Consider the following 15,575-nt stretch of genomic DNA (forward strand, 5'->3'; position numbering starts at 1 on the left):
CATGCTCAGTAGTGGATGACGCTGCGGATGCTCTTGCCTTCGTGCATCAGATCGAACGCCTCGTTGATCTGCTCAAGCCCCATGGTGTGGGTGATGAAGTCGTCCAGCTTGAATTCACCCTGCATGTAGCGCTGCACGTAGCTCGGCAGCTCGCTGCGACCGCGCACGCCGCCGAAGGCGCTGCCGCGCCAGACCCGGCCGGTGACCAGCTGGAACGGACGGGTGCTGATCTCCTGGCCGGCGCCGGCCACGCCGATGATGACCGACTCGCCCCAGCCCTTGTGGCAGCACTCGAGCGCCGCTCGCATCACCTTGACGTTGCCGATGCACTCGAACGAGAAGTCGACGCCGCCGTCGGTCAGCTCGACGATCACCTCCTGGATGGGCTTGTCATAGTCGTTCGGGTTGATGCAGTCGGTGGCGCCCAGCTTGCGGGCCAGTTCGAACTTGCTCTCGTTGATGTCGATGGCGATGATGCGGCCGGCCTTGGCCAGGCGAGCGCCGATCACCGCGGAGAGGCCGATGCCGCCCAGCCCGAAGATGGCGACGCTCTCACCCTCTTTCACCTTGGCGGTGTTCATCACGGCGCCGATGCCGGTGGTGACGCCGCAGCCGAGCAGACAGACCTCTTCCAGCGGGGCGGCCGGGTCCACCTTGGCGATGGAGATCTCGGGCAGTACCGTGTATTCGCTGAAGGTGGAGGTGCCCATGTAGTGATAGATGGGCTGGCCATCCTTGGAGAAGCGGGTGGTACCATCCGGCATCAGCCCCTTGCCCTGGGTGGCGCGGATCTTCTGGCACAGGTTGGTCTTGCCGGATTTGCAGAACTTGCACTCGCCGCACTCGGGGGTGTAGAGCGGGATCACGTGATCGCCCACCTTGACGCTGGTGACGCCCTCGCCGACGGATTCGACGATGCCGCCCCCCTCGTGACCGAGGATGCAGGGGAAGACCCCTTCCGGATCTTCACCGGAGAGGGTGAAGGCATCGGTGTGACAGACGCCGGTGGCGACGATGCGCACCCGCACTTCGCCCGCCTGGGGCGGCATGACCTCGACTTCTTCGATGGAGAGGGGCTGGCCCGGGCCCCAGGCGATGGCGGCCTTACACTTGATGCTTTGAACCTGTGCCATGACGGATGTCCTTATTGTTGAGCAGGGTGAGGTGAATGGGTTCGGACATCCAGTGTAGTTTCCCGCTTATTTGGTGATAATAAGGCGAAATCTGAAATCACTTTTACAGACAGGTAATAATGTTCGGCTGGGAAGGGATCTGTGAATTTGTCAGCGTGGCGGAGCAGGGGGGCTTTACCCCGGCGGCGCGCAAGCTGGGGGTGTCGGTGGCGCAAGTCAGCCGGCAGGTGGCGCAGCTGGAGGATCGGCTGCAGGCCAAGCTGCTGCTGCGCACCACCCGTCAGGTGCGGCTCACCGAGCTTGGCGAGATCTACTATCGCCACTGCCGCCAACTGCTGGACAACCTCTACGAGGCGGAGCTGGCGGTGGGGCGCCATCAGGCGGTGCCGCAGGGCACTCTGCGCATCACGGCCCCGGTCTCCTACGGCGAGAGCCGCATCGCCCCGCTGGTGAACGACTTCATGGTGCGCTTTCCCCAGCTGGAGGTGACCCTCAACCTCACCAACCAGCTTCTGGATCTGGTGCACGAGGGCTACGATCTGGCGCTGCGGCTCGGCCACCTCAAGGACTCCAGCCTGGTGGCGCGCAAGCTGGCGCAGCGGGTGCCCTATGTGTGCGCCTCGCCCGCCTACACCGCCCGCCACGGCATGCCCAACAGCCTCTCCGAGCTCACCCGCCACACCTGTCTGGTGGGCAACAGCGACGAGTGGCACTTCACCCTGGATGGCCGCCCCCACAGCGTGCGGGTGCACGGTCTGCTGCACTGCAACAGCGGCCACGCCCTGCTGGATGCGGCGCTCAAGGGGATCGGCATCATCCAGCTGCCGGACTACTACGTGAGCGACCATCTGGCCCACGGCGAGCTTATCGAGCTGCTGCCCGAGCTGCGCGCACCGGCGGAGGGGATCTGGGCCCTCTATCCCCACAACCGCCATCTCTCTCCCAAGGTGCGGCTGCTGGTGGACTATCTGGCGGAGCGGCTGAGCGATCCCCATCAGCCTGCGCTGGTACGCCCCGTCGGCTGACCTCAGCTGAATAAAAAAGGCCCGCATGTGCGGGCCTTTTGCATGGCATGAAGGGCGGGACTATTCCCGCTCCTTGACGTAGGGGGTGCCGAGCGCCTTGGGTGCCACCGCCTTGCCGATGAAGCCGGCCAGCAGGAACACGGTCAGGATGTAGGGCAGTGCCTCGATGGCCTGCACCGGGATCGGGAAACCGCCGATGCTGACCCCTTGCAGCCGGATGGCGACCGCATCGAGGAAGCCGAACAGCAGGCAGGCCGCCATGGCGTTCCAGGGGCGCCACTTGCCGAACACCAGCGCCGCCAGCGCCATGAAGCCCTTGCCCGCGCTCATGTTGGGGATGAACTGGGCGGTCTGGGCCACTGCCAGGTAGGTGCCGCCGATACCGGCCAGCAGGCCGCCGATGATGAGCGCGGTGTAGCGCATGCGCACCACCGAGATACCGGCGGTGTCGACCGCTGCCGGGGCCTCGCCCACCGCCCGCAGGCGCAGGCCGAAGCGGGTACGGAACAGCACCCACCAGGCCAGCGGCACGGCGGCAAACGCCACGTACTCCAGCAGGGAGTGGCCGCTCAGCAGCTCGCTGTAGAGCTGGCCGATGACCGGCACGTCATACAGCTCCTTGGCATAGGGCAGGTCGATGGGGGCGAAGCGGGCCGCGCCGGACAGTGCCGGGGTCTGGCCGCCCTGATCGAACCAGTAACGGCCCAGGGTGACGGTCAGGCCGGCCGCCAGGATGTTGATGGCCATGCCGCTCACCACCTGATCACCGCGGTGGGTGATGGTGGCAAAGCCGTGCATCAGGGCGAACAGGATGGAGACACCCACCCCGGCACCCAGCCCAATCCAGGCAGAGCCGGAGACGGCTGCCGCCGCCGCGCTGGCGAACGCCGCCGCCAGCAGCTTGCCCTCCAGGGCGATGTTGACCACCCCGGAGCGCTCGCAGAACATGCCGGCCATGGCCGCCAGGATCAGCGGCGGCGCGGTGCGGATGGTGGCATCCAGCATCAGGATCAGAATTTCAAACATGGTGATACCCCTTCACTGTCAGGCTCGGCGACATCAGGATCTTGATTTCACTCATGATCAGGCCCCCTTGACTTGCGCAGAGCGGTTGGCAAACGCCAGATAGAGCTGCTCGATGCGCGGACGCATCATGTGCTCAAGGGCGCCACAGAACAGGATCACCAGACCCTGCAACACCACCACTATGTTGCGGTCCACCCCGAACTCGAAGCTGAGCTCGGCGCCGCCCTGATAGAGGAAGCCGAACAGCAGGCTGGCGATGATGACGCCGACCGGGTGGTTGCGCCCCATCAGCGCCACCGCAATGCCGGTGAAGCCGAAGCCTTCCACGAAGTTGAGCTTGATCTGGTGCAGTTCACCCTGCAGCACGTTGAGGGCGAAGAAGCCCGACAGCATGCCGGAGATCACCATGGCCAGGATCACCACCTTGGGATAGGAGATGCCGGCATAGGCGGACGCACTCTGGCTGGCGCCGACCGAGCGGATCTCGTAGCCCCAGCGGGTATGCCAGATGAAGACCCACACCAGGGCCGCGCAGAGCAGTGCCCAGAAGAAGCTGATATTGAGCGGGCTGTTCGACATCTCCATGCCGAATGCCCCCGCCAGTTCGCTCATCTTCGGCAGCCAGCTCGCCTCGGCAAACACCTTGCTCTCGGTGGCCATGGAGCCCGCCGGCTTGAACACCTCGACCAGCAGGTAGGCCATCAGGGAGGCGGCGATGAAGTTGAACATGATGGTGGTGATGACGATGTGGCTGCCGCGCTTGGCTTGCAGCCAGGCCGGGATGAAGGCCCAGGCCGCACCGAACAGGCCGCCAGCGATGATGGCCAGCGGCAGCAGCAGGGCGAACGGCAGGGAATCACCCAGCAGCAGACAGACCAGACCGACGCCGAGGCCGCCGATATAGGCCTGCCCTTCGCCACCGATGTTGAACAGACCGGCGTGGAAGGCCACCGCCACCGACAGACCGGTAAAGATGAAGCCGGTCGCGTAGTAGAGGGTGAAACCGACCCCTTCACCGGTGCCGAAGGCGCCGTACCACATGATCTCGGCGGCATCGACCGGGTTGATGTCGAGGTAGTAGAACAGGATGGCCGACACCAGGAAGGCCAGCAGGATGTTGACCGCGGGCAGTACGCCCACGGAGATCCAGGCAGGGATACGTGCTTGGCTCATGGGCGAGCCTCCTTGGCAATCTGGTCGGTGACGGGGGTGTTGACCATCAGCAGGCCGAATCCGTTACAAGTGGCTGTGAGCTTCATGATGTGGCTCCTTGTGATTGGCTTGCCGCCACGTCGTCAGGAACTATGTTCGCCATCATCAGACCGATGGTGCGTTCATCCGCCTTGGCGGCATCCAGCTCACCGACGATGCGACCGTCGGCGATGACTAGGATGCGGTCAGAGAGGCTCATGATCTCGTCCAGCTCCACCGAGACCAGCAACACTGCCTTGCCCTTGTCGCGCATGGCGATGATCTGCTGGTGGATGTACTCGATGGCGCCGATGTCGACCCCGCGGGTCGGCTGGCCGATCAGCAGTACGTCCGGGTCCTGCTCCACTTCCCGGGCGATCACCAGCTTCTGCTGGTTGCCGCCGGAGAAGTTGGCGGTCTTGTGCTCGGGATGGGGCGGGCGCACGTCCCACTTGTCCATCTTGGCCTGGCAATCCTGCAGGATCGCCTCTTTGTTCTGCAGCCAGCCCTTGTTGTACTGGGGACGGCGGTGATAGCCGAGGATGAAGGCCTCTTTCGCCTCGAAGCGGTTGATGAGACCCATCTTGTGTCTGTCTTCCGGCACGTGGCCGAGACCGAAGTTGCGCACCCGCTCCGGGTCGGCCGGGTGGCTCACGCTCACTTCGTGGGCCTGGCCGCCGCCGGTGATGGTGAAGCTGCCCTTGCTTGGCTTGAGGATGCCGCCGAGCAGGCTGAGCAGTTCGGACTGGCCGTTGCCGGAGACGCCGGCGATGCCGACCACTTCACCGGCCCGCACCTCGAAGCTGACGGATTTGACCCGCTCCACCCTGGCGTCGTCCACATAGCTGAGGCCATCGACCTTGAGCTTGGCGTCGCCAGGCTGGGTCGGCCCCTTGTCGACCTTGAGGCGCACCTTGCGGCCCACCATCAGTTCGGCCAGCTGCTCCTTGTCGGTATCCTTGGTGGCGACGTGGGCCACCATTTCACCCCGGCGCATGATGGAGACCTGATCGGTGATGGCCAGGATCTCGCGCAGCTTGTGGGTGATGAGGATGATGGTGGCGCCCTGATCGCGCAGCTTCTTGAGCACCTCGAACAGGTGATCCGCCTCTTGCGGGGTCAGTACCCCGGTCGGCTCGTCCAGGATCAGGATGCGGGCGCCGCGATAGAGCGCCTTGAGGATCTCGACCCGCTGTTGCAGGCCCACCGGCAGATCCTCGACCTTTTCGTGCAGCGGCACTTCGAGACCATAGTCCCGTGCCAGCTCGCCCAGCAGCTTTTCGGCCGCCGCCAGGCTCTTGCCCAGGTGCCAGCCGTTTTCCGCGCCGAGAATGACGTTTTCCAAAACCGTGAAGTTGTTCACCAGCATGAAGTGCTGGTGCACCATGCCCACGCCTGCGGCAATCGCATCTTGTGAGCCATGGGGTTTGAACGGGTTGCCGTCGATGAACATCTCGCCTTTGTCGGCGTGGTAGAAACCGTAGATGATGCTCATCAGGGTCGACTTGCCGGCGCCATTTTCGCCGACGATACCGTGAATGCTGCCTTTACGAACCTTAAGGTCGATCTGCTTGTTGGCGTACACTTCGCCAAACCGCTTATCGATACCCCTTAATTCGATGGCATAGCGATCTGTCTGGTCCATGATGCAGTCCTTGCGGGTCATGAAAAGAGACTAAAAACCGGCCCGTGCGGGCCGGTCGTTGGGTTGAGAGTAGTAGCGGTTACTCAGTATTTGCAGGTGCTGTCGCTCATGTAGTCGTGCACCTTGACCTTGCCGGAGATGATTTCGGCCTTGATGGCGTCCACCTTGGCTTTCATCTCGGGGGTGATCAGCTTCTCGTTGTCTTTGTCGAGTGCCCAATCCACACCACCCTCGGCCAGGCCCAGGTTCTTGATACCCGGTTTCCAGGTGCCCTTGGCGGCGTCATCCCAGGTCTGGTAGGCGGCCAGGCCAACCGACTTGACCATGGAGGTCAGCATGGTGCCCGGTTGCAGGTGGTTCTGGTTGGAATCCACGCCGATGGCCAGCTTGCCTTCGTCCTTGGCTGCCTGGTAAACACCGATGCCGGTACCGCCGGCGGCGGCATAGACTACGTCGGCGCCCTTGGCGAACTGGGACTTGGCGAGTTCAGCACCCTTGGCCGGGTCAGCAAACGCCGCTGGGGTGGAGCCGGTCATGTTCTGGAACACTTCGATCTTCGGATTGACGTACTTGGCACCCTGCTCGTAGCCGCACTCGAACTTGCGGATCAGCGGGATGTCCATGCCGCCCACGAAGCCGACCTTGCCGGTCTTGGAGGCGATGGCAGCCAGGGCGCCCACCAGGAAGGAACCTTCATGCTCCTTGAAGATGACGGACTGGACGTTCGGCTTGTCGACCACCATGTCGATGATGGTGAACTGGGTTTTCGGGAACTCGGTCGCTACCTTCTCTACCGCGGAACCCATGTTGAAGCCGACGGCCACGATCGGGCCATTGCCACGGCTGGCCAGACGACGCAGACCCTGCTCACGCTGGGCTTCGTTCTGGGGTTCGAACTCCTTGACCTTGACGCCTTTGTCTTTGTTGTAGACTTCGACGCCATTGCGGAACACGGCTTCGTTGAACGATTTGTCGAATTTGCCTGCGGTGTCGTAGATGACGGCGGGCTGGGAGGCTGCCTGGGCAGAAAGGGCAGCGAGAGTGAGGGCGGCAACGGTGGCCAGCTTGAGCACTTTAGTCACGATCGTATCCTTGATTGTTATGTGAGGGTCCACAACCTGCCGGGGCAGGCCATAAAGCACGCTGGCTAACTGTAAGTGAGCCACGGTGTGGGTCAAGGAGATCATAAAGGAAAAACGTTTGCGTTAACGGTTTGAAATATAAGCAAATCGCTTTATAAGTGGTTGTTTTGATGCCTGTTTTCAGATTTAAATTCTGTGAATAATTAGCTCCAAATGACATTTCTGTTTGTATTCATAAGGTTATAAGCAAGCGTTTTCTTCAAATTGTACAAAAAGTGGCTTCCAATGGTGCCAACTGATGGATTTTTCTCGGTTGGAACGCCTCATCCTCGGTGGCAATAAACCGGCTTGCAGCGATCACCGACAAGCCGATTTGGTCTGTGGCGCCGCAGGTCGTATAATCCCCGCCTGTATAAATAAACAGGAGTGGTGATGGACGTTTCAACCCTGCTCGACGGGCTCAATGACAAGCAAAGAGACGCGGTGGCGGCCCCCCGTTGCAACCTGCTGGTGCTGGCCGGTGCCGGTTCGGGCAAGACCCGGGTGCTGGTGCACCGTATCGCCTGGCTGATGCAGGTGGAACGCTGTTCACCCTTCTCCATCATCGCGGTCACCTTTACCAACAAGGCGGCGGCCGAGATGCGTGGCCGGGTCGAGAAAGTGATCGGTGACGGCGTGCGCGGCATGTGGATCGGCACCTTCCACGGCATCGCTCACCGATTGCTGCGGGCCCACCATCTGGATGCGGGGCTGCCGCAGGATTTCCAGATCCTCGACTCCGATGACCAGTACCGCCTCATTCGCCGGGTGCTCAAGGCGCTCAACCTCGACGAGAAGCACTGGGCCCCGCGCGCCGTGATGGGCTACATCAACGGCAAGAAGGACGAGGGGCTGCGCCCCGGCGACATCGACCTCTACGGCGACCCCGTCACCCGCACCTATCAGCAGATCTACAAGACCTATCAGGAGACCTGCGATCGCTCCGGGCTGGTGGATTTTGCAGAACTCCTGCTGCGCGCCCACGAGCTGTGGCTCAACAAGCCGCACATCCTCGAGCACTACCGCGACCGCTTCCAGAACATCCTGGTGGACGAGTTCCAGGATACCAACGGCATTCAGTACGCCTGGCTGCGCATGCTGGCAGGGGATTCCGGCAAGGTGATGATCGTCGGCGACGATGACCAGTCCATCTACGGCTGGCGCGGCGCCAAGATCGAGAACATCCAGCGCTTCCTGACCGACTATCAGGGGGCCGAGACCATCCGCCTCGAGCAGAACTACCGCTCCACCGCCAATATCCTGAAAGCCGCCAACTGCGTCATCGCCAACAACGCCGAGCGCCTTGGCAAGGAGCTGTGGACCGAGGGGGCTGAGGGCGAGCCGATCTCCCTCTACGCCGCCTTCAACGAGGTGGACGAGGCCCGCTTCGTGGTTGGCCGCCTCAAGGACTGGAAAGAGAAAGGTGGCTTGCTCGCCGACTGCGCCATCCTCTATCGCTCCAACGCCCAGTCGCGGGTGCTGGAAGAGGCGCTGATGCAGGACGCCATGCCGTACCGCATCTACGGCGGCCTGCGCTTCTTCGAGCGCCAGGAAATCAAAGACGCCATGGCCTACCTGCGCCTTATCAACAACCGTGGCGACGACGCCAGCTTCGAGCGGGTGGTCAACACCCCGACCCGTGGCATCGGCGATCGCACCCTCGAGATACTGCGCAACAACGCCCGCGATCAGGGCCAGAACCTGTGGCAATCGGCCAAGACCCTGCTCAATGACAAGGTGCTGACCGGCCGTGCCGGCAATGCGGTGCGCGGCTTTGTGGATCTCATCGACGCGCTGGAGGAGCAGGTTTCCCTGCTGCCACTGCACCAGCAGGCGGATATCGCCATCCAGCACTCCGGCCTCAAGGCCATGTATCTGGCGGAAAAAGGTGAGAAATCCCAGGCGCGGGTAGAGAACCTGGACGAACTGGTCACCGCCTGCCGTCAGTACCAGCGTCCGGATGAGCTGGAGGACATGAGCGATCTCTCCGCCTTCCTCGCCCACGCGGCGCTGGAATCCGGCGAGAATCAGGCGGACGAATATGCCGATGCGGTACAGCTGATGACCTTGCACAGCGCCAAGGGGCTGGAGTTCCCGCTGGTGCTGCTGGTCGGCGTGGAAGAGGGGATGTTCCCCAGCCAGCAATCCACCGAGGAGTCGGGACGGCTGGAAGAGGAACGGCGCCTCTGTTACGTGGGCATGACCCGCGCCATGGAGAAGCTCTACATCTGTTATGCGGAGAGCCGCCGCATCTACGGCCGCGAGATGTTCCACAAGCCGAGCCGCTTTATCCGCGAGATGCCCGCCGAGTGTCTGGAAGAGATCCGGCTGCGCACCCAGGTCAGCCGCCCCACCCAGTACGGCCGCTTTAGCCAGAACGAGGTGCAGCAGAGCTTCGACGCCAGCGGCATCAAGCTCGGCCAGCGAGTGCTCCATCCGAAATTCGGCGAAGGCATAGTGCTCAACTTCGAAGGGGTCGGCCAGCAGAGCCGGGTGCAGATCCAGTTCGACGACGTCGGCGCCAAGTGGCTGGTAACGGCGTATGCCAGATTGGAAGCGCTTTGATTTATTCGCTGTTTTATGTAACCAACCTGGCTTAGGCCGGGTTGGTTGCATCAACCCACCATCGTCAGAATAAACTTAATTATTCGGACGTTCGTCCTTCAACCCTAGGCGTGACTTGAATTTTTTTGGTATATCGCCTGAATATCCAACCAGTTCTTACCTCTGAGTCAACTATGGTTCTAATATATAACCAGCTTCTATTTGAATCTATTACCTCAACTACATCACCCATACTTAAAACACCAATCTCATCACTCTTTATTGAAGGCCCATCACGCAAATTCAAATTATTGCTAGTGACAACCCTAATGTTGTCACCGGCAATATCAAAAACATTTCTCCTAACCTCAACAGAAATGTCTCTACTAGATGTTATTTGTTTAAATGTCTCCCTCACAACATTTGTCTTTTCCATATATATAGTTGCAATGCAAGAGACTAGAAAAGGGAAGAAAAACATATTCAAGAAATAGAAGAGCACTTTTATAGCTTTTTCAGATAACTCTGAACTTCCAGTCTCATTAAATAAATGTTCTTCTATCTCATTTTTAGTATTTAAATCTAGCGCAAGCTCTGTTCCATCAAGTGATTTTTGTATTTTATCGAAAAAAACACTTTTATCCATTCTCTCTATTGATGAGAACATCCGTTTTTTTCTACCAATGCATAAGCTGATCACTTCCCGCTGCATAGATGGTGTCATCTTAAGCCAATTAAACCGCTCTTCTCTGCTACGAAAACATCCTTTACAGAAACCTTTGTGATTTATTTCGCATACCCCAATACATGGACTAGTTATTGGGAAGAATTCCAGCTGTTCCATATCAAGGCTCGACATCTATAGTATATAAACATAAATTAACATTATTGTTGATTTTTTAATATGAGAAATATTTTGATTGTGATCACACTTTGTAAAAGATAACAAGTAGAGGCGAAGTGCTATTGGTTCGCTTAGCGAGGCGTAATTGGGCTTATTTTATGAGACAGAAGCACCTTAAGGTGCTTCTGTTATTGTAGGTTTAAGCCCAAACAGAGGCTGTAGCAGAGTCATAAAACTCCACTTCAAGCCCTGAACGTTGCAAAAAAGCTAATGCATTTGCGCGAGTACGAGTATTACTCTGATTACTGGGGTCACCAAAGATACCGACATAAACCTTTGAAACTCTGCTCTTTTTGATTTGTTGAAATATATGCATGTCATTATCATCCATAGAATGACCATGTATATATAGAACTCCATCTAGGGATTTTAAAGATTGGTAACAGCGATTTAGATATGGATTGTGCTCTATTTTTTGAAGCTTTTTTTCGTGCGTTGGTTCAGATACAAAAAGAGGGAACCTACCTGCATCAAGATTATCTCGCACTTGGTCAACTATACCTATTCTTTCATCTCGAAAGTAAACATGCTTCTTGATATCTGTTCCTGTGTCATATAAGTGTAAGCCCCCATGAACAAAGAATATATTTTGATTTCTTTCTTGTGACCAATGTATACCGTCAAACCCATCAGTTTTGTTTAGATATCGGTAATTATCGATTTCAGGGTTGATTTTGTTGACTGCCCAATACAGCAATATATCGTAGTTCAGAGTAAAGATATTTTGAAATCCCCGGAGAAATGCCCGAACCGCTCTGAATTGAGCGTTAGTAACTTCACTCGGACGAAGTGGATGGCTACGAGATATCACATCAATCAATGATTCTTTTAGTCTCTCTTGATCATCTCGAATTCTTACCAGTGTATCAGCATCGATACCGTAAGCTTCCCCAACAATTTCAGCAGCAATTAGATTTTTCATTATTTGCTCAAAATCGCACGTTTCAAAACGCCTAAATATTGCTTTGATTTCTGCATCACGCTCACCAAAGTTAGCTCTTTCTAAGAGATGATCGTATCTGAAAATATCGGTATCCCAAGATTGAGAAAAACCATTGCCAAGAAGTATTGATGGAGTTACCCCCTCAGGAAGAGCATCGACAGTATTTTGATATGTTGGAAGCTGCATTATGTGGTCCTTTGGTATGAAATTCATGCAAAGAGAAACATCTGGAACACCCACCTTTCTGGCACAGGCTTAATTGGCGAGGCTACACCCTGTTTATTCGGTGTCGTTATCGGATCACTTGATCAACTTGCTCTCCATTACCCCTTGCTTGCCCTCCTCTTCACTGACCTGGCTCAGCTTGGAGCGGGCCATCAGCAGGCCCATCTTGACCTCCTGCCAGACGTAGTAGTTTTTGCCCGCCTCGGTGCTGAGGGTCAGGGTGGCATCGTTCTCCGACTTGGAGGTGATGGTGTGGCTGCCCGGCGTCACCTGCTTGAGGATATAGCTGTGGGCCACGGTGTCGCCTACGGCAGAACCATCCACCAGCACTGGCATTTTCACCGCCGTGCCGAAGGTCTCGTTGCGATAGATATAGAGGTTGGCCGCATCTTTGGGCGCCACAAACTGCTTGGCCTGCGCGTCTGCGGTGGCATCGGCCATGGGTACGGAAGCACAACCGGAAAGCAGCGCCGCCGACAGCAGGGCAGCACTCATCAATATTTGCCTGAACATAGTGGTTTGGTTTGAGTGGGTTAACGGGGTTTAAAGGTTCGCATGAGGCTTTGTTACCGGGCAACTACTCAAACCACCGCCGGTGTGACGGGATTCAATATTCCGACAATTAACCGGCATGGGGCAGATCCGCAGGTTAACGGCGTTTCGCACGGAGGCACAAACCCCAAGCTCCCACCTGTCTGACTTACCTCGGCTGAAACGCCTTGACGATAAATTCGATAAAGAGCCGCACGTTGCGGGACTGCTCCTTGTGGAAGGGGTAGACGGCGAACAGGGCGTGGGGGTCGGCTTGCCAGTCGGGGAGCAGTTTGACCAGGGTGCCGTCTGCCAGTTCGTTCGACACGAATTCATCCGGCACCAGGATCACCCCGAGCCCCTGCACCGCCGCCTGTTTCAGGGCGATGCCGTTGTTGGCGCAGAAGCTGGCGGGGGGCAGCTCCACCGCCACGCTCTCCGCGTCCCGGGTGAAGAACCACTTGTTGGGGGAGGAGGAGAGGCTGTAGCGCAGGCAGTTGTGGCCCTTGAGATCCGTCGGGTGGGCGGGCTGGCCCGCCTCCTTCAGGTAGTCGGGGGCCGCGCAGAGCACCCGCTGCACCTGGCACAGGGGTTTGGCGCGCAGGGTGGAGTCCTCCAGGGTGCCAGCCCCCCGGATCACCACGTCCAGCCCCTGATCCACCAGATCCATATAGGCGTCGCTCAGGATCACCTCGATGCCGATCGCCGGATAGCGGCGCTTAAACTCGCAGACGAGGGGGTTGAGCCGGATCAGTCCGTAGGACATGGGCATGCCGATCCTCAGCCTGCCCCTGGGGGTGAAGGAGGCGGCCATGATGGACTGGTCGGCGGCGTCCAGGCCGTCCAGCACGGCGCATATCTGGCGGTAATAGGTCATGCCGGCTTCGGTGATGCTCAGCCGCCTGGTGGTGCGGTTGATGAGGGCGATGCCGAGATAGGCTTCCAGCTCGTTGATGTTCTTGCTGACCGCCGCCTGTGAGAGGTGCAGGTCATCTGCCGCCGCCCTGAAGGTACCCATCTCCACCACCCGGCGAAAGACGTTCAGTGCCGTGATCTTGTTCATACTGCCCCCGATAATTCACCACTGGTAAACGATGGTGCCATCATGGCGCGGTGAATTCACTGTCTCCGGCTCATCGGGCGCCAGGTAACAGAGAGGCGCAACAAGGGCGGCAGGGCCTTGACCCGACCGCCTGGTGCCGCGGTGGCTTATTGCGCCTTGAGCGGTGCGGGAGGCAGGCTGATGCCGACATCGGCCCAGGGGTTGGTGCCGAGCAGTTTGGCGTGGGGCACGTCGGCCTGGTAGCGCATGGTGAATTCTTTTGGACCGTGGGCGAAGGCCACCAGCAGCCCCTGTTTTGCATCCATCAGCCCGGCGTGCATGCCCAGCCCGTGATAGCTGATCCGCACGGCCTTGTCCTCCAGGCCCACCTTGTCGATCTGGAAGCGGGCGATGCTGCCATCTTGCAGAGTAAAGCCCCAGCGGAAGGGGCCGCCGCTGACCACCGTCATCACCTCGTCGATATCGGTGCCATCCTCGGCGGAGTTGACGTGCATGCGGCCATATTTGCCGAGCACGGCGCTGCGGGTGCGTTCGTCCAGCGCCATCAGGTCATAGACCTTGGGGTAGGGGCCGACGCCTGTCTCTTCGGTGGCGACGCCGCCCCCAGGCACTGCGGGCTCGCGCCCTGCGAGCCTGGCCTGCTCCAGCAGCTCCCCCTGACTCAGATTGAAGGCCGCAATCAGGGCGCCGTGCTCCGCTTTGGTCAACGCGCGGTGGTGGGAGGCGGCGAGCAGGGGCCTGGCGGCGTTGGGGATGTCGACGGTGACCACGTTGACGCCGATGAGGTTGAGCGCTTTGTTGACCGCCTCGACCCCGGTCACGGCGGGGCGGCCATCGCTGAACTGCACCGAGACCAGGTCACCGGCGAAGGTGTTGAAAGAGAGGGCCGAAGCGATGGTGCCGGCCAGCAATGCGCGATTGGTGAGTTTCATACAAGACTCCTCGTTAAGGTTCGAGAAGCAGTCTAGGGCGGTGGAAAGTGCACTGAAATAGCATCAAATGAATATCAAAATTCACTGCTGGTAATCAATCGTATGGGGGACGCCATCACGCCACCTGGAGCCGCAGGAACCAAGGTTGATTGACACATCCTTGCCCGAACCAGCGTAGACACAGGGGACATAGGGAAGGGAAATCAGAAACCCGGCCACTGACGGGGCGCGGTGGCCGGGTGAATTGTAAAGAGTAGGGTGACAGAGAACGCGGGGTATCAGCCTAGTCTAATCAACTCGATGGGGGCGTACTGCTCCCGGGAGTTGGCCAGCAGCACGCACTTCTCATGCTCGGCCTGATAGGGGGTCAGGTTGTCGGTGTGAGCCTCTTTCAGAAAGTCGACGGCGCCGGTGGCGGCGATCATCACGCGTTGACCGGGTGTGAGCGCATTGCGGTTTTGGTCATAGATTTTCATGGCACTCTCCTTTTGTGGGGCCCGGCGATATGCCCGGGCTGCGCGAATCAGCCTACGCCCCTGCCAAAGCGTGATGCATGTCACAGATCAAAAAAGAGCCAAAGAGGGACTCGGTGCGTCGGCAAGGGCGAGCGGACCTGCCGCGCGGGGCCGTCCAATCCTGTCGCTGGGAAAGTCGGTCGGTTCTGCTTTTTGCGGGGGCGGGCTCGAACAAACGGGGGGATACGCTATAGTGGATGCCGCTCGTACAACTGCCTTCAACCAACCGAGAGCGCATTATGAATCGTGATATCGTCGCCCAGTTTATCAAGATGCTGACCAACCTCGACCAGTGCCTGGCCAAGGCCGAGGCCCACGCCGCCGCCAAGAAATTCAATGTGGAGAACTTCTTCGGCGATCGGCTGATCGTCGACATGCTGCCATTCAGCAAGCAGGTGCTGATCTGCTGCGACAGCGCGCGCGCCGTAGTGGCCACCGCCAGCCTGAGCGAGCCGCCGGTACTGGGGGATGACCCCAAGACCATGGCGGATCTGCGCACCCACGTGGCCAAGACCCTCACCTATCTGCAGAGCAAGCTGGATGCCGATTTCAGCCAGTATGCGAGCGGCCACTACTATCCCTACTGGGCCGGAGGCAAGGGGATGGACGGCTACACCTGCGTGCATGAATACGGCATCCCCAACTTCTACTTCCACCTCACCATGACCTATGCCCTGCTGCGCAAGGCCGGGGTCGAGCTTGGCAAGGGGGATTACCTGGGCGCCATCAACCTGCAATAAGCTCATCCAGTCGTCCGGGCTTTGGCCCCGCATAAAA

14 protein-coding genes and 1 pseudogene are annotated in these 15,575 nt (G+C 59.0%); 3 read left to right on the top strand and 12 right to left on the bottom strand.

Translation table 11 applies throughout. From position 1 onward, the window contains the following. Positions 1 to 5 precede the first annotated feature (5 nt). On the bottom strand, positions 6 to 1,133 hold the full coding sequence (locus QLG02_RS20095; protein WP_005307638.1) for an S-(hydroxymethyl)glutathione dehydrogenase/class III alcohol dehydrogenase: 1,128 nt from the start codon (positions 1,131 to 1,133) through the stop codon (positions 6 to 8). Positions 1,134 to 1,252: 119 nt separating this feature from the next. Between QLG02_RS20095 and QLG02_RS20100 the strand changes: the two genes are divergently transcribed. After that, positions 1,253 to 2,158, top strand: coding sequence for a LysR substrate-binding domain-containing protein (locus QLG02_RS20100; RefSeq protein WP_282465989.1), 906 nt, complete (start codon positions 1,253 to 1,255; stop codon positions 2,156 to 2,158). A 60-nt stretch (positions 2,159 to 2,218) separates the two neighbouring features. Here the strand turns inward: QLG02_RS20100 and QLG02_RS20105 are convergent, their stop codons facing one another. From QLG02_RS20105 to QLG02_RS20120, 4 genes are all read right to left on the bottom strand, one after another. Next, the gene (locus QLG02_RS20105; protein WP_016349044.1) at positions 2,219 to 3,184 is read right to left on the bottom strand and encodes an ABC transporter permease; all 966 of its coding nucleotides are present in this window, start codon (positions 3,182 to 3,184) and stop codon (positions 2,219 to 2,221) included. A 57-nt stretch (positions 3,185 to 3,241) separates the two neighbouring features. Then, positions 3,242 to 4,357 carry an ABC transporter permease gene (locus tag QLG02_RS20110; protein WP_005307647.1) on the bottom strand — a complete coding sequence of 372 codons (1,116 nt, stop codon included), beginning with the start codon at positions 4,355 to 4,357 and terminating at the stop codon, positions 3,242 to 3,244. A gap of 82 nt (positions 4,358 to 4,439) precedes the next feature. Continuing rightward, a complete protein-coding gene (locus QLG02_RS20115) occupies positions 4,440 to 6,020 on the bottom strand; it encodes an ABC transporter ATP-binding protein (protein WP_039214817.1) in 1,581 nt (526 codons plus the stop codon). Positions 6,021 to 6,103: 83 nt separating this feature from the next. Continuing rightward, positions 6,104 to 7,102, bottom strand: a complete 999-nt coding sequence (locus QLG02_RS20120; protein ID WP_024944638.1) for a BMP family ABC transporter substrate-binding protein — start codon at positions 7,100 to 7,102, stop codon at positions 6,104 to 6,106. A gap of 432 nt (positions 7,103 to 7,534) precedes the next feature. Here QLG02_RS20120 and uvrD point away from each other — a divergent pair, with 432 nt between their 5' ends. After that, positions 7,535 to 9,706 carry a DNA helicase II gene (gene uvrD, locus QLG02_RS20125; protein WP_077095866.1) on the top strand — a complete coding sequence of 724 codons (2,172 nt, stop codon included), beginning with the start codon at positions 7,535 to 7,537 and terminating at the stop codon, positions 9,704 to 9,706. A gap of 79 nt (positions 9,707 to 9,785) precedes the next feature. On the opposite strand, the gene QLG02_RS21825 is transcribed toward uvrD, so the two are convergent. The 7 genes and pseudogenes from QLG02_RS21825 to ydfZ form a co-directional block, all read right to left on the bottom strand. After that, positions 9,786 to 10,352, bottom strand: coding sequence for an SH3 domain-containing protein (locus QLG02_RS21825; RefSeq protein WP_348994643.1), 567 nt, complete (start codon positions 10,350 to 10,352; stop codon positions 9,786 to 9,788). Beyond that, positions 10,350 to 10,529, bottom strand: a pseudogene (locus QLG02_RS20135) (DUF1289 domain-containing protein); the annotation flags it as partial. The pseudogene QLG02_RS20135 and the gene QLG02_RS21825, both read right to left, overlap by 3 nt. Positions 10,530 to 10,728: 199 nt before the next feature. Continuing rightward, positions 10,729 to 11,718 (bottom strand): DUF4917 family protein, encoded by a 990-nt coding sequence (locus tag QLG02_RS20140; protein ID WP_282465990.1) that lies wholly within the window; start codon positions 11,716 to 11,718, stop codon positions 10,729 to 10,731. Positions 11,719 to 11,832: 114 nt separating this feature from the next. After that, positions 11,833 to 12,270: a DUF2846 domain-containing protein gene (locus QLG02_RS20145; RefSeq protein ID WP_348994641.1), complete on the bottom strand. Its 438-nt coding sequence runs from the start codon at positions 12,268 to 12,270 to the stop codon at positions 11,833 to 11,835. A gap of 187 nt (positions 12,271 to 12,457) precedes the next feature. After that, positions 12,458 to 13,351, bottom strand: coding sequence for a LysR family transcriptional regulator (locus QLG02_RS20150; RefSeq protein WP_282465992.1), 894 nt, complete (start codon positions 13,349 to 13,351; stop codon positions 12,458 to 12,460). 146 nt (positions 13,352 to 13,497) lie between these two features. Beyond that, entirely contained in the window at positions 13,498 to 14,283 is a 786-nt protein-coding gene (locus tag QLG02_RS20155; protein WP_282465993.1) for a hypothetical protein, read from the bottom strand. Between the two features lie 278 nt (positions 14,284 to 14,561). After that, positions 14,562 to 14,759 carry a putative selenium delivery protein YdfZ gene (gene ydfZ, locus QLG02_RS20160; protein ID WP_282465994.1) on the bottom strand — a complete coding sequence of 66 codons (198 nt, stop codon included), beginning with the start codon at positions 14,757 to 14,759 and terminating at the stop codon, positions 14,562 to 14,564. 278 nt (positions 14,760 to 15,037) lie between these two features. Here ydfZ and QLG02_RS20165 point away from each other — a divergent pair, with 278 nt between their 5' ends. Beyond that, on the top strand, positions 15,038 to 15,538 hold the full coding sequence (locus QLG02_RS20165; protein WP_029302441.1) for a DUF1993 domain-containing protein: 501 nt from the start codon (positions 15,038 to 15,040) through the stop codon (positions 15,536 to 15,538). Positions 15,539 to 15,575 lie beyond the last annotated feature (37 nt).

Origin of the sequence: Aeromonas sp. V90_14 (genome assembly GCF_029967615.1) — a bacterium.
Taxonomy (GTDB): domain Bacteria; phylum Pseudomonadota; class Gammaproteobacteria; order Enterobacterales; family Aeromonadaceae; genus Aeromonas; species Aeromonas hydrophila.

What these genes read in the sequence shown, in the direction of transcription:
- ydfZ (WP_282465994.1), bottom strand. Translation starts at nt 14,759, where the DNA reads ATGAAAATCTATGACCAAAACCGCAATGCGCTCACACCCGGTCAACGC.
- QLG02_RS20115 (WP_039214817.1), bottom strand. Translation starts at nt 6,020, where the DNA reads ATGGACCAGACAGATCGCTATGCCATCGAATTAAGGGGTATCGATAAG.
- QLG02_RS20155 (WP_282465993.1), bottom strand. Translation starts at nt 14,283, where the DNA reads ATGAAACTCACCAATCGCGCATTGCTGGCCGGCACCATCGCTTCGGCC.
- QLG02_RS20165 (WP_029302441.1), top strand. Translation starts at nt 15,038, where the DNA reads ATGAATCGTGATATCGTCGCCCAGTTTATCAAGATGCTGACCAACCTC.
- QLG02_RS20140 (WP_282465990.1), bottom strand. Translation starts at nt 11,718, where the DNA reads ATGCAGCTTCCAACATATCAAAATACTGTCGATGCTCTTCCTGAGGGG.
- QLG02_RS21825 (WP_348994643.1), bottom strand. Translation starts at nt 10,352, where the DNA reads ATGTTCTCATCAATAGAGAGAATGGATAAAAGTGTTTTTTTCGATAAA.
- uvrD (WP_077095866.1), top strand. Translation starts at nt 7,535, where the DNA reads ATGGACGTTTCAACCCTGCTCGACGGGCTCAATGACAAGCAAAGAGAC.
- QLG02_RS20100 (WP_282465989.1), top strand. Translation starts at nt 1,253, where the DNA reads ATGTTCGGCTGGGAAGGGATCTGTGAATTTGTCAGCGTGGCGGAGCAG.
- QLG02_RS20110 (WP_005307647.1), bottom strand. Translation starts at nt 4,357, where the DNA reads ATGAGCCAAGCACGTATCCCTGCCTGGATCTCCGTGGGCGTACTGCCC.
- QLG02_RS20145 (WP_348994641.1), bottom strand. Translation starts at nt 12,270, where the DNA reads ATGTTCAGGCAAATATTGATGAGTGCTGCCCTGCTGTCGGCGGCGCTG.
- QLG02_RS20105 (WP_016349044.1), bottom strand. Translation starts at nt 3,184, where the DNA reads ATGTTTGAAATTCTGATCCTGATGCTGGATGCCACCATCCGCACCGCG.
- QLG02_RS20150 (WP_282465992.1), bottom strand. Translation starts at nt 13,351, where the DNA reads ATGAACAAGATCACGGCACTGAACGTCTTTCGCCGGGTGGTGGAGATG.
- QLG02_RS20095 (WP_005307638.1), bottom strand. Translation starts at nt 1,133, where the DNA reads ATGGCACAGGTTCAAAGCATCAAGTGTAAGGCCGCCATCGCCTGGGGC.